This window comes from Vibrio sp. 11-4(1), from assembly GCF_013048625.1.
Classification (GTDB): Bacteria; Pseudomonadota; Gammaproteobacteria; order Enterobacterales; family Vibrionaceae; genus Vibrio; species Vibrio diabolicus.
The window spans coordinates 1-13674 of the sequence record NZ_VHSY01000006.1 but is presented as its reverse complement, the minus strand read 5'-3'; the positions used below and the strand labels follow the sequence as shown (position 1 = coordinate 13674).

Below are 13674 nucleotides of genomic sequence, written 5' to 3'. Positions count from 1 at the left end.
AATGGTCTTATTTAGCGGCATTTCTGTATAAATAGAACACAAAACATTCACCATTGCTATGGCATTTAGAGCTTAAACTCTAAATTATGCATTTTAAGTGCAATTTCCCGTCTTTTAGATATCATTTCTGCAATTTTTATTCAATTTTATCCAATGGTCGGATTTGTCCAAGCAACTATTGATACTACTATCTGCGCCACTGAGCAAAAGCTCAATTTATCGTCCAAAGAGACGAATCTAATAAGGAAAAACAAATGACTCAGAACACGCGTCTGTTTAAAAAGACTCTCCTAGCAGTAACGGTAGCTTTTGCCTCAGGTCAATCGATGGCAGCGGGTTTCCAAATCAACGCTCAATCAGCAACTGGCATCGGCCGTGCATTTGCTGGTGATGCAGTAATCGCAGATAACGCCGCAGTAATGGCTCGTAACCCAGCAGCAATGGCTCTATTTGACAAAATGGAGCTTTCGCTAGGTTTCGAAAGCATTACTTCAATGATTGAAGTGAAAGATGCGAAATATAACGTTAATACTCCTTTGGGTTCCAGTACTGTAAATGTTGCTGACACTGATGATGTGGGTGATACGTCAATAGCTCCAAACATTCACCTAATCGTTCCAGTAAATGACAAGTTTGCATGGGGCGTAAACGCATACTCTAATTTCGGCACTAAAACTGAATTTTCAGATAACTACACCGCAACCGAGTACGGTGGTCTTACGGATGTAAAAAGCTTCAACTTTGGCTTTGCGGGTTCTTACCGTTTAAACGAACAATGGAGCTTTGGTGCTGGTTTAGATTTAATCTACGGCCAAGGCACAATGAAGCGTACAACTAGCTCTTCAGTCCCAGGGGTTGGCGGTCAAAAAATTCTGGACGTAGATAAAGCTGATGGTTGGGCTGTTGGTTTCAACGTTGGTACTGTGTACGAACTAGATGAAAACAACCGTTTTGGTCTAGCGTATCGTTACAGCCCTGAATTTACGGCGAAAGACGACAAAGGTCAGGAAATCACGCTACCTCTACCAGATATGGCCGAGTTTTCTGGTTTCCACAAAATCCAAGACACTAAGTTTGCTGTACACTACAGCATCCAATACATCGGTTGGAAAGATTTCGACCAAATTGATTTTGAGAACCTAAATCAGGGTTTACTTAAAGGTGGTTACTCGAAAGACTATCAATGGCAAGATGGCTGGCACTACGCAATTGGTGGTACTTACTACCTAAACAACAACTGGACACTTCGTGCTGGTTACATGTACGATACAAGCGCTCAAGATAAAGTAACGTCTATCTCGGTACCAGATTCAGATCGCCAGTGGTTCTCAACAGGTTTCTCTTACCATATTGATAATAGCTCAAACATCGATTTTGGCTTCACATACTTGTTAGGTGAAGATGTAAAAGTTAATGAGAATACTCAATTAGCTCCTGGTCTTTCTACCGGTGTAACAGCAACAACTCATGCTGACGCAATTCTATTCGGCTTACAATACAGCCGTAGCTTCTAAACGCTTCGCTGTTAGTTAGTAGAAAAATACTTTATATAAAAGGCTGGATTTCCAGCCTTTTTTCATATCTACAATTTATTGCTCACTCAATTTGAGTGAACACGTGTATCTAAATCTCACAATTAGGACGCACAGCTGTTCGCTGAATTCCATTTACAAGCCCTTCACAGTTAGATTATTAAACCACCCAAACAACACTTGAAAGCATAACATTCCAAATGACTGCTTGTGCTGGATTTTCATTTCTAAAGTAAAAACTCTACCTTTAAACTTTCGTCCCACGTTATAAACAAATCAGCGAACATTCGAATGAAAACCAACAAGACTCTTCTATCAACAGCAGTGGCATTAAGCCTACTTGGCACAACGGGCATGGCTAACGCTGCAGGTTTCCAACTTGCTGAATATTCTGCAACAGGCCTAGGTCGAGCATATGCTGGTGAAGCAGCAATGGCTGACAACGCAAGTGCACAATGGCGTAACCCAGCAATGCTAACTTATTTGGAAGGCACTCAAGTGTCCGTTGGTGCAATCTATGTGAACCCAAATATTGATATTGAAGGTGATGTAAACTTCCACGGTAGTACTTCTTCTGCATCTTCAGATGATTTCGCACATGATGCAATCATTCCAAACTTCTACCTATCACACCAATACAATGAGAAATTCGCGATTGGTTTGGCATTTGGCACCAACTACGGCATGGAAACCGATTTAGGTAAAGGCTTTGGTGCATCACACTTCGGTAACGAAGCAAGCGTAACGACAATGGAAGCGAACTTAAACGCAGCTTACAAAGTCAATGAATCAATCAGCGTTGGTGGTGGTATCCGTTACATCATCGGCGAAGGCAGCTTTGGCGCAGCAGCACCTAAGAATAACGTTGTAGGACAGCACCCTGTCACTGGCGATCCTATCAGTGTTCCTCAAGGTACCGCTCTAAAATACATGGAAGGTGACGATACCGCTTGGGGCTGGCAAGTTGGTACTGCATGGCAGATCAATGAAAATAACCGTATCGGCTTCGGGTACAAATCTGAAGTTGAACTGAAGCTTGAAGGCCATGCTGAAGGTCTAGGTTTTGGCTTCGGTACTAAGCTTTCACAACTACGTGACAACGGCTACATGTACCTAAACCTGCCTGCAACGGCTGAGTTGGCAAGCTTCCACCAAGTAACAGACCAACTTGCGTTACACGCAAGCTTTAACTGGACGGATTGGAGCTCTTTCGAGAAATTGGAAGCACGTCTAGATACCGCTGGCACGCATATGGTTAAAGTAGAAAACTGGGAAGATAACTACCGCTTTGCTGTTGGTGCTACTTACCAGCTTGATCCTAAGCTAGCGCTACGTACTGGTATTGCATACGATACTTCAGCGGTAAGCGACAAAAACCGTACGATCACTATTCCAGAAACTGACCGTACGTGGCTAAGTATTGGCGCAACGTACGATTGGACGAAAGACTTCAGCCTAGACGCTGGCTTCACCTATATTTTCGCGAAAGACGCACCAATCGTTGAGTCTCGTGGTTACAAGTCAGACGACGCTGCAGAACAAGTCGGCGGCCAATTCGTAGGCGAAACTACGGGTAATGTTTGGCTAATCGGTGTTCAAGCAAACTACCGTTTCTAACCAAACAGCAAAAATACAAAAAGGCTTAGCAACAGCTAAGCCTTTTTTATTTGTATATTGTAAAGAACAGCGCTTAAAAGTCTTCTAGGTATTCGTCTAAATACTCTTCTTCTTCGATGTTCACTTCTTCAACGGTTTCAACTTCTGCTTTAAAGTTTTGACGCTGAATATAAACATCGCGAGTAAGAATATATGGATCCGGCGACGAGTCTAACTGTGCTTCTTGCGGTACTAATAAAGCACGCTTCTCCATGCCTTCAAACGCCCACTTACCCAAACTCGCCCAGAAGTTGAGGTAAGAGAGGGGTAAATACGTACTATCTACGGTATCTGTCACTTCACGTAAGGTATACGGGCCATAACCTGGAATCATGAAGTAAGGGCCATTTCCAACACCATAGTGGCCTACTGCATCACTGAACGCTTTCTCGTCGTATTTCGTAATACCCGCGGCACTTGCAATATCGAATAAACCGAAAATACCAAACGTCGAGTTAATCCAAAAACGGTTAAAGTGGTCCACGGCTTTCGTGCCGTTACCCATGACTAAGTTATTAACCATGCTGGCTGGCTCATCTAAGTTCGACAAGAAGTTAGCGATACCGGAACGAATAGGAACTGGCGTGTATTCCACATACGCAAGTGATACAGGACGAACCAAATACGGATCTAAATATTCGTAGTTGATTTCCCACATGGTTCGGTTAAAGCCTTCCAACGGGTCATACACATCAGAAGTCGTTTGATTTGTTTCTTGTCCTGTTACTGCTTCATCAGGCGCACTTGAACAGCCAACCAGTCCAACTGCAAGCAGTAACAAGAAGGTAGATTTACCCTTGTTATACATTTTATTTTCCATAACGACTATTAATGTACCTAAGTCACCCAATGAACAGTTGTACGTATGTTGAGCAGTATACGTAGTAAAGATGACTCAGATATGGGAATAAATAAAGGCCAGCAGTCGCTGGCCTTCGGTATTCTACTCGATCGTTTAAAGTCATACCACTAAAGGCAACAGACTCTACCCCGTTGTCATATTTCAGAGACAGACGCTAACGATTAATATTGCTGGTCAATGGTCACTTCAACCGGCGTGCCAAATTCAACGACGTCACTCTCTCCGTGCCAATCTTGGTCACGCGTTGCTACGTTACCGTCAGAGTCCACACGCACACGGACGATTAACTTGTCGAGTGAAGATAGTTTTTGCCCCTGCATCATAGCATTACCATCATCTAATACGACTGTACGAGGGAAAGTACCTAGCGGATAGCGAGCTGCAGCAACAGGCATTGGTGAGCCATCTGCACGATGTACCGATACAATGAGAACTGCATTTGGATCCAGCTGAGCATTTGGTGCCACATTAATTGTCACAGCTACACTCTTATCCGGTGAAACCGCTTCGCCCATTTGCTTACGAGCACTCTCAATACTGCGTGACAACATCTCGTAGCGGCTATCTTCTGGACCAATCATTTGCTGCATGATTCCCCAGTACTTGATGGCTGCCGGAAAGTCTTGACGCTCAAACGCATCGAACGCTAACAAAGAAAACACACGCAGATCGACATAGTCTTGCTGCATCAGCTTGCCGAGTAATGAGCGAGCCGTCGCTTGCTCCATTTCCTCTTGAGACAGCATCAGAGCTTGTGCATAACCCAACATCACATCAGGATCTTGGGGCTCTAGGCGATATGACTTTTCCATCGCATCGATAGCAGTCGTGACATCACGATTTGCTAACGCAATACGACCTAGCAGTAACCAACCTGTCGAGTCTTCCGGCTGGTAATGTAAGCGAGTTCGAAGGGCAAGGGTCAAATCCGCCATTTCATCGTCACTCAACGGCTCAGAAGAAGCCGACATCAGCTTTTTCGATAACTCAGGTAGATTTGCAGACACTTCTTGCCATTGAACAATATCGTCTGACGCGCCAAATTTGTAATACAAGCCATAGCTCAACGCCACCGTCAGAATTACCGATGGGACTAAAACCGCGATTGGTGAAACCTTGGTTTCTTTTTGCGCTTTATCACCAGGAATATCGTCAAGGAGAGACTGCTTTAGATCAGAAATCAGTTCGTCTTCGCTTTCAACCAGCCCTTCATCGGTTTCTTCTGCAAGCTCAGATAGACGGTCTTTATAAAATGCCTTGTTGAGCTCATCGCGTAATACATCATCATTGTTCGCTTTTTGTTTAAGCAGCGGCAAAGCCACCAGCGCACAAGCAATCAGCGTAAGAACAACGGTGGAAATCCAAAATAGTGTCATTACTTCTTATCTCCGTTGTTCTCTTCTTCAAGCAATGCTTTTAAACGAGCTTCTTTTTGCTCATCCCATTGCTCGTCACTGCTTGCTTTTGCCTTAACTCTAGATTTACGGCTACGCAGCACAATCAAACCAAAACCACCCAATACCACAGCGAGTGGCCCTAGCCACAAGATCGCAGTAGCAACCGTAAATGGCGGGTTGTAAGTCACGAAGTTACCGTAACGGGCGATCATGTAATCAACAATCTCATCTTTGGACTTACCTTCTTTGGTCATTTCGTACACCTTATGGCGTAAGTCTTGAGCAAGTTCAGCGTTAGAATCCGAAATCGTGTTGTTCTGACATTTAGGGCAACGGAGCGTATGGCTTAACTCTTTGAACTGCTGTTCTTGTTCCAAGTTATCGAACTCGTACACTTCAATGGCAGCGTGAGCAGCAAGAGATAATGTCATGGCAGCAAAAACTGCAAGGATCAGCTTTCTCATTGCTTCGCCTCCTCAACCAATTTGTTGTAAAGCGGCTCCAGTGTTTGTGGCCAATTACGTGGGTTTACATCCCCCACATGGCGATAACGAATTACACCATTTGCATCAATAATGAATGTTTCTGGTGCACCATAAACGCCAAGGTCAAGACCAAGCATACCACTACCATCAAATAGGCTAATTAAGTACGGGTTGCCGAGATCATTCAACCAGACTACCGCTTTGTTACGATCATCTTTGTAATTCATACCGATGATCTTAACGCCCTTACCCGCCAATTCGTTTAGGTATTTATGCTCTGCATAACATGTTGGACACCACGTTGCCCAAACGTTCAAGAGCAACGGCTCACCTTTAAAAATTGACTGGTCGTATTGTTTTCCAGGTTCAGCTAAGTCTTCTAAGTGAAACTCAGGAACTGGCTTACCAACCAAAACCGACTCCAATTTCGTTGGATCATCGCCCTCTTGGTTGCGCATTAACTGGGTTGCGAAAATGCCCGCCAAAATCATGAAAGCGACGAGCGGAATAAATAAGATTTTCTTATTCATGTTATGCCTCCTGCTCTTTTGACTTCGCGTTTTTCTTTGAAGATTTACGGAAGCGATAACGCTTATCTGAAATCGCTAATGCACCGCCTAACGCCATAATCAAAGAACCAGCCCAAATCCAACGAACGAACGGTTTATAGTAAATACGAACAGCCCAAGATCGGTTGTCGTCTAAACGTTCACCCATTGCAATGTATAAGTCACGACTAATTCCACGGTCAATGGCAGCTTCGGTCATCATAGACTTAGCCGTACGGTAGAAGCGCTTCTCAGCGTGAAGCGTATTCACGTATTTGCCATCATGTGTAATTTCAAAATCCGCGATGTAGCCATCGTAGTTTGGACCATCTTTATCACGCAGGCCTGAGAAGTAGAAATCATAACCTTGAATTTGGAAGTGTTCGCCAGGTGCTAAACGTACATCACGCTCGATGCTGTAGTTCTGTACCATCGCAATACCGATAACAGATACCGCCAGACCAACATGACCCAACATCATCGCCCAATGGCTACGCTGCAGCTTGCGAACGCCTTCACTAAAGCTATGACGGTGCGTTGCACGCTCATATAGTTCAAAGCCATGCATTGCAATAATCCAAATCGCCATTACCCAGCCAATGTAAGCCATAGTTGAGAAGAAGTCGGCAAACAGGTATATGCATACCGCGGCCAAAGCAAAAGCAAGCACACCTGAAACGAGCATTGGTTTCACAAGTTTAGATAAATTGTCTCGCTTCCAACGGATAAGTGGACCAATACCAAGTAGGAAAGCAAATGGCATCATCAACCACGCAAACAGCATGTCGAAGAATGGCGCACCGATAGAAACCGACCCCAAACCAAGCTGCTTATGCACGAGCGGCAATAATGTCCCGACTAACACCACAACAAGTGCTGCGATAAGTAATACGTTATTGGCTAGGAGCGCGTTTTCACGAGAGACTAAGTCGAAGTTACCACGTACACGTACTGCTGCCCCTTTTACGGCAAACAGCAATAAAGAGCCGCCGATAACGAAAACAAGGAAGCCTAGAATAAACATACCGCGCGACGGGTCAGACGCGAACGCGTGCACCGATACTAAAATACCGGAACGGACTAAGAATGTGCCCAACAAACTCAACGAAAATGCAGAGATTGCCAATAGTACCGTCCACGCCTTAAATGTGCCGCGTTTTTCTGTCACGGCAAGAGAGTGCATTAATGCGGTACCCGCTAACCAAGGCATGAATGATGCGTTTTCTACTGGATCCCAGAACCACCAGCCACCCCAGCCAAGTTCGTAGTAAGCCCACCAAGAGCCTAGTGCGATACCGAGTGTTAAAAATACCCATGCAGCGGTTGTCCAAGGACGAGACCAACGGGCCCAAGCCGTATCAAGGCGTCCGGTCATTAGGGATGCGATCGCAAAGGAGAAGGCAACCGAGAAACCAACGTAGCCCATGTAAAGCATTGGCGGATGAACAATCAAACCAGGGTCTTGAAGCAGAGGGTTCAAATCACGTCCGTCAACCGGGAAGAACGGTAACGTACGTAGGAATGGGTTTGACGTTAGGATGATAAACAGTAGGAAACCCACTGAGATCATGCCCATTACGGCAAGTACACGTGCAACCGACTCTTGCGGCATACCACGACTGAATGTCGCTACAGCGACAGTCCAAGCAGCTTGGATTAACACCCATAGCAACAGTGAACCTTCGTGTGCACCCCATACTGCGGTTAAACGGTAGTACCAAGGAAGCTGACTATTCGAGTTGCTCGCTACATACTGTAACGTGAAGTCGTTGGTATAAAATCCCCAACATAAAATGGCGAAAGAGAACAACAGCATTAGGAACATAGACCAAGATAGCGGTCGCGCTGTGTTCATGAGCATGGTGTTATTATTCGATGCTCCCCACAATGGCAATACGCTCAGCAGCACTGCCATTGCAAGCGAAAGAATGAGAGCAAAGTGACCGATTTCAGCAATCATTGGCCGCTTCCTTGTTTCTGTTCGGTGCTGTATTGAAGCGGTTCATGCGTTTTCTTCATCGCTTCCGCAATTTCTGGTGGCATGTATTCTTCATCGTGCTTCGCTAGGACCTCAAATGCCTCAACTGTCGTGGCATCTTTCAGTACACCTTGAGCCACAATACCCTGCCCTTCACGGAACAAGTCAGGAAGAATACCGTCATAAGTAATCGTCACTTTAGGACCGACATCGTGCAGGTCAAAACTCACTTTCAAAGAATTAGGATCTCGACGAACCGAGCCCACAACCACCATACCACCGATACGTAGACGCTGGCCTACTTCTGGTTTGGTGCCATCTGGCTTACCATTAACCAATTCCGTTGGAGTGTAGAAAAGGTCCATATTTTGGTTAAGCGCATAAAGTATCAAACCAATGGTGGCACTAATACCGATAAAGATCGCTAGTACGATACCTAGCCTCTTTTTACGTCTCGGGTTCATAAGGTGTTCTCCATGTTCTTCGCTGCGTCGATACGAGCTTGACGGTCAATTTTTGCTTTCACTTCTTTCAATAATGCATCACCGCGGCGAAGGCTAGTGATCAGAAGAATCAGCATGGATAAGAAAGTAATACCAAACGCACTCCATACGTATGATGCGTAGCCACCCATGGTAAAAAAGTCGCTCAGAGATTCAAAATGCATAATCAATTACCTCACTGAGTTTGTTCTGTTGAGAGTTTGCGCACCCAAGGGCGGTGACTTTCTTTGCTGATGATTTCGTTACGAAAACGTACCATCGTCACTGCACCAAAGAAGAACGCAAAGCCAAAGATGTTTAGCAATAACGGCCAAAGCATGTCGGATGAAATAGAAGGTTGTTCAAATTTCGTGATCGTCGCGCCTTGGTGAAGCGTGTTCCACCATTCTACGGAAAAGTGAATGATAGGTAGGTTCACGACGCCTACGATCGCTAAAATACCCGCCGCTTTTGCGGCTGTTTTCTGATCGTCAAACGCGTGATAAAGCGCAATAACACCAAGGTAGAGAAATAGAAGAATCAATTCTGAAGTAAGACGGGCGTCCCATACCCACCAAGTGCCCCACATTGGCTTACCCCAAATGGCACCAGTAAGTAGAGCAATGAAGGTAAATACCGCACCAATCGGCGCCATCGCAAGCGCCGCCATATCAGATAGACGCACTTGCCATACTAAGCCAATAAATGCCGCAATCGCCATCGACATATAAACGCCCATAGACCAAATAGCTGATGGGACATGAATGTAGATGATTCGGAAACTGTCACCTTGTTGGTAATCTGAAGGCGCAAATGCAAGCCCCCAAACCGTACCAACCGATAAGCATACGAGGGCCAATACAGAAAACCAAGGCAGAAACTTACCACTCAAACGGTAAGCGGTTTCTGGCTTGGCATAAGGATGTAGCCATTTCCACATGTTTTGTTCTCACTCTTACTTCAGGGACACTGTCTAAAAGGTTGAGACCGTAGCAGTGCTTTAATAATAATTCTTTGATCAAGCGCCGCTTCATTGGCACTTTATTGAGTTAGTTAACACTAACTCTCAATGCGGCACTAATGGCAAAAGGCGTTAACGTCATCGCTCCCATTAGCATCGCACCTAAAATTGCTAGTTGACCGTTATACGCCATACCAAGCGCGGCGGCATCAATTGCTGATGTTGCGAAAATCAAAATTGGGATGTAGAGCGGAAGAATAAGCAAACTCAAAAGAACGCCACCCTTTTGCAACCCAACCGTCAAAGCCACACCAATAGCTCCAATAAAACTTAGTGTCGGTGTACCGATCATCAAGGTTAGTACAACAGATAGCCAAGTATTGAAATCGAGCGAAAGTAAAACCGCCAATAATGGGCTAATTAGGATCAGAGGTAACCCTGTTAACAACCAATGTGCTATGACCTTTGAAACCACTACAAGTTGCAATGGAATCGGCATTAGCATCATTTGTTCCAATGCACCGTCTTGAAAATCATCACGAAATAGACGCTCTAATGATAATAAGGCGGATAGCAATGCGGCAACCCAAACAATGCCCGCTGCAATACGTGCTAACAAATTTGGTTCAGGCCCGATACTAAGAGGAAAAAGAGTAATAACAATAATAAAGAACCAAAGCGGGTTCAGAATGTCTGCCTGACGGCGAAATGCTATCAATAGCTCGCGGCGAATGATGGTGGTCATAGATGGAATCATATCAATCACCCAACTTTATTTTTCTAAGTTTCGGGCTGTCCGAAAACATATCTTGATGCGTCGTCAACACGACAATACCACCATTATCAGCGTGACTTGCGAACAAAGATTCAAGCACTTTGACGCCTTGCTTATCGATGGCGGTCAACGGTTCATCTAAAATCCATAAAATTTGCTTACTGAGCCATAACCTTGCTAGTGCCACTCGTCGTTGCTGACCTGCGGAAAGCTGTGCTACAGGCACATCTTCTCGACCGGCTAAACCAACTTGAGTTAAAGCAGTGAAGATTTCTTCGTCAGAAGAGCGGTTATTTTGAATAGATTGGTAAAAACGTAAGTTTTCTAGTGCGGTAAGCTCTCGTTTCACTCCAGTTTGATGCCCTAAGAACAGCAGATCTTGATGGAAAACATCACGAGATTTTTCAACCTCTTCTCCTTTCCACTTAATGATGCCTTCTTCTCTATCACCTAAACCTGTCACAATACGTAGTAACGTAGTTTTGCCAGTACCATTGCGCCCTTCTATCTGGACCAATTCACCAGGCTTTATTTCAAACTGCAGGTTTTCAAACAGGACCCTCTCATCACGGATCGCTGTCAGGTTAGATACTTCTAACATAGAGCTTCAACTAAAAAATGAACGAAGCGCTATATTAGCACAGCTTAGTTATGACAAAACAGGATAAGAGGGCTGGGATGTATGTAAGTTCATGTATTTTTGTTAATTAATCGTCACACTTTAATAAAATTAACTATAAGTAGTTATAAGCTTTCATTTTAACTTGGGGAGCGAGTGCTAAGAATGAAAATAGCTTAAGGTAATCTAGGGCTGTATTGCAAAAAGATAATTAGTAACCGAATACAAAAAAAGAGGCTTATCGCCTCTTTTTATCGTTTTAAAACCTTTAACGGCGACGACGTCCACGCGCCGGGTATTCTGCATCATCTGATGGCTGACCGCTTAGTGGTGGAATTTTCTCTTTTCCCGCCAGTTTTTTCTGTAGTGAAAGCATCAATTCCGCTTCAGCTTTTGGCAGTTCACACTCTTCAATGAGCTCATTGATATCTGCACCAAGCTGTACCATTTTAGAAGCTCGACTGTACAAGCGACCATCAGTATCAGCGTGCTCGAGTTCACGAATTCTCTCGTTTAGGTGCTGAATAATGTCTTGTTGTTCCGTTACTTTTTGTCCAAGACCAACGACAACCGAACGCACTTCGAGTAACTGCCTACTCAACTTTTGTACTTCTTTATCTACATGTCGAGACTGTGCTCGTTGCTGGTCTACTTGCTTTTGCAACCCCGAGCGAATGCGCAGTTGCAAAACAACCAACACCAACACGATAAAAGCGACGCCACCCGCAAGGAATGGAACAGATAAAAGAGTCTCTTCAGCCATCATTATTCAGCCCATTATAGGTGAGCCATCTCGTCCCATTCGTCATCCGTTAGGAGCTTGTTCAAATCCACAAGGATAAGAAGTTTGCCGTCACGGTTGCTCACACCTTGGATGAACTTCGCGCTTTCATCAGTACCGACAGAAGGCGTCGTGTCAATTTCAGAAGAACGTAGGTAAACCACTTCTGCCACACTATCTACCAAAATACCAATCACTTGACGCTCAGACTCGATCACAATAATACGAGTATTATCTGTAACTTCGCCTTCCATCAGGCCGAAACGCGAACGCGTGTCGATAACAGTAACCACGTTACCACGCAGGTTGATGATACCCAGAACATAATCTGGCGCACCTGGAACGGGTGCAATTTCAGTATAACGAAGTACTTCACGAACTTGCATTACGTTGATGCCGTACGTTTCTTCTTCTAGCTGGAACGTCACCCACTGAAGAACTTCGTCATTCGATGCATCTTTCTTCACTTCTACTTCAAAAGCTTGAGACATAGTTAATCCTCGTTAATGTCGTTCCCGACTTAAATCTAATTCAGTGATTTGACATCTAAACCGGCGTTTAGCATGTCAATGAGCGCCTGGACATGAATTAAGGCGCACATTTTTTCTTTTACCATGCCCGCTAGCCAAGGGCGCTTACCCGCCTGTTCACGCCAGCGAACCTTGTCGATATTGAGCGTTTCCGTCCCCATTAGTTGGTTACTGGCCAGCCCCCACATGCTCTCTCCAAGCATGACAACGTATTGGTAATTATCTTTGTAACTGTCATCGCGAAGCTTATCTGCCATCACCCACTTCGCGGTATCGACGACATCAAACTGTTGCTCACGATTTGTTTGTAGCCCCAAATACCAGGCGGGCTTTCCTATCAAATGGTTAAGCTCGCTGATGCGATGAATACCACCTAACTCATCAAGCGGTACGGCAAACGTGACATCATTCACATCAAAGTAAAGCACTTGAAAATCTTCACTTCGCTTCGTGCTTTCCCAGTCAGTTGGTATTTCGGAACCTGTTTGTGTCTCGAGCTCGGTATCAACGTTCGATTCTATATTGACATCATGCTCAATCACCGATTGAGGTTCAACCAGTTCTGGCTGAGTTTCCTCAAAAACTGGCGCATCAATCACCCAGTCTTGTATCTCTTCAACTGTTTGTAACTCGGGCGCCTCACTAACGGTTTGTACGTCTGGCTCAGCCGCTTTTATTTCTGCTGCAATATCAATCGTATTTTGTTCAAGAATACTATCAATATCTAACTCGGCTACAGGGTTGCTTGCTTCAAGCTGACTTAATAACCTTTGCACATCTTCCAGATTTGGGGCTTCCAATTCTGGCGGGTACGCTTCTTGACACTGGTAAGTTTCCGGCTCCGAGTATTGAAACTGCAATTCTGGCTCTGGCTCTGGCTCTGGCTCTGGCTCTGGCTCTGGCTCTGGCTCTGGCTCTGGCTCTGGCTCTGGCTCTGGCTCTGGCTCTGGCTCTGGCTCTTGCTCTGGCTCTGCCGCTCTCTCGGCCGCTTGCCCTCGCTCTCTCCATGCCGTTGATATCTCATGTCGCAGCCACACCTACTCTTCACCAATCATTGTGCTCTCACCC

The 13674-nt window shown here is 45.0% G+C and carries 15 protein-coding genes; 2 read left to right on the top strand and 13 right to left on the bottom strand.

All coding sequences use genetic code 11. From position 1 onward, the window contains the following. Positions 1 to 254: 254 nt before the first annotated feature. Both FKN16_RS13050 and FKN16_RS13045 read left to right on the top strand, forming a co-directional pair. Complete coding sequence (locus tag FKN16_RS13050; protein WP_047010320.1) at positions 255 to 1514, top strand: outer membrane protein transport protein; 1260 nt, start codon at positions 255 to 257, stop codon at positions 1512 to 1514. Positions 1515 to 1823: 309 nt separating this feature from the next. Beyond that, entirely contained in the window at positions 1824 to 3149 is a 1326-nt protein-coding gene (locus tag FKN16_RS13045) for an outer membrane protein transport protein (protein ID WP_170902880.1), read from the top strand. 73 nt (positions 3150 to 3222) lie between these two features. On the opposite strand, the gene FKN16_RS13040 is transcribed toward FKN16_RS13045, so the two are convergent. The 13 genes from FKN16_RS13040 to FKN16_RS12980 form a co-directional block, all read right to left on the bottom strand. Beyond that, positions 3223 to 3996 carry an MlaA family lipoprotein gene (locus FKN16_RS13040; RefSeq protein WP_005394290.1) on the bottom strand — a complete coding sequence of 258 codons (774 nt, stop codon included), beginning with the start codon at positions 3994 to 3996 and terminating at the stop codon, positions 3223 to 3225. A 215-nt stretch (positions 3997 to 4211) separates the two neighbouring features. Then, on the bottom strand, positions 4212 to 5426 hold the full coding sequence (ccmI, locus tag FKN16_RS13035) for a c-type cytochrome biogenesis protein CcmI (protein WP_170902879.1): 1215 nt from the start codon (positions 5424 to 5426) through the stop codon (positions 4212 to 4214). Then, entirely contained in the window at positions 5426 to 5911 is a 486-nt protein-coding gene (locus FKN16_RS13030; protein ID WP_114323329.1) for a cytochrome c-type biogenesis protein, read from the bottom strand. The genes ccmI and FKN16_RS13030 overlap by 1 nt, the downstream gene beginning before the upstream one ends. After that, positions 5908 to 6462 carry a DsbE family thiol:disulfide interchange protein gene (locus tag FKN16_RS13025; protein WP_170902878.1) on the bottom strand — a complete coding sequence of 185 codons (555 nt, stop codon included), beginning with the start codon at positions 6460 to 6462 and terminating at the stop codon, positions 5908 to 5910. Before FKN16_RS13025 ends, FKN16_RS13030 begins: the two co-directional genes overlap by 4 nt. A gap of 1 nt (position 6463) precedes the next feature. After that, positions 6464 to 8440, bottom strand: a complete 1977-nt coding sequence (locus tag FKN16_RS13020; RefSeq protein WP_170902877.1) for a heme lyase CcmF/NrfE family subunit — start codon at positions 8438 to 8440, stop codon at positions 6464 to 6466. Continuing rightward, positions 8437 to 8922 carry a cytochrome c maturation protein CcmE gene (gene ccmE / locus FKN16_RS13015; RefSeq protein ID WP_005380516.1) on the bottom strand — a complete coding sequence of 162 codons (486 nt, stop codon included), beginning with the start codon at positions 8920 to 8922 and terminating at the stop codon, positions 8437 to 8439. The genes FKN16_RS13020 and ccmE overlap by 4 nt, the downstream gene beginning before the upstream one ends. Next, positions 8919 to 9125 carry a heme exporter protein CcmD gene (gene ccmD / locus FKN16_RS13010; protein WP_170902876.1) on the bottom strand — a complete coding sequence of 69 codons (207 nt, stop codon included), beginning with the start codon at positions 9123 to 9125 and terminating at the stop codon, positions 8919 to 8921. Before ccmD ends, ccmE begins: the two co-directional genes overlap by 4 nt. A gap of 11 nt (positions 9126 to 9136) precedes the next feature. Then, the gene (locus FKN16_RS13005) at positions 9137 to 9880 is read right to left on the bottom strand and encodes a heme ABC transporter permease (protein WP_170902875.1); all 744 of its coding nucleotides are present in this window, start codon (positions 9878 to 9880) and stop codon (positions 9137 to 9139) included. A 109-nt stretch (positions 9881 to 9989) separates the two neighbouring features. Continuing rightward, a complete protein-coding gene (gene ccmB, locus FKN16_RS13000; RefSeq protein ID WP_006741714.1) occupies positions 9990 to 10658 on the bottom strand; it encodes a heme exporter protein CcmB in 669 nt (222 codons plus the stop codon). A gap of 1 nt (position 10659) precedes the next feature. Then, positions 10660 to 11277 carry a cytochrome c biogenesis heme-transporting ATPase CcmA gene (gene ccmA / locus FKN16_RS12995; RefSeq protein ID WP_012841536.1) on the bottom strand — a complete coding sequence of 206 codons (618 nt, stop codon included), beginning with the start codon at positions 11275 to 11277 and terminating at the stop codon, positions 10660 to 10662. Between the two features lie 286 nt (positions 11278 to 11563). Further along, positions 11564 to 12058, bottom strand: coding sequence for a DUF2802 domain-containing protein (locus tag FKN16_RS12990; RefSeq protein WP_170903017.1), 495 nt, complete (start codon positions 12056 to 12058; stop codon positions 11564 to 11566). A gap of 14 nt (positions 12059 to 12072) precedes the next feature. Further along, positions 12073 to 12567, bottom strand: coding sequence for a chemotaxis protein CheW (locus tag FKN16_RS12985; RefSeq protein ID WP_005380507.1), 495 nt, complete (start codon positions 12565 to 12567; stop codon positions 12073 to 12075). 35 nt (positions 12568 to 12602) lie between these two features. Further along, on the bottom strand, positions 12603 to 13625 hold the full coding sequence (locus FKN16_RS12980; RefSeq protein ID WP_346341427.1) for a chemotaxis protein CheW: 1023 nt from the start codon (positions 13623 to 13625) through the stop codon (positions 12603 to 12605). Positions 13626 to 13674 lie beyond the last annotated feature (49 nt).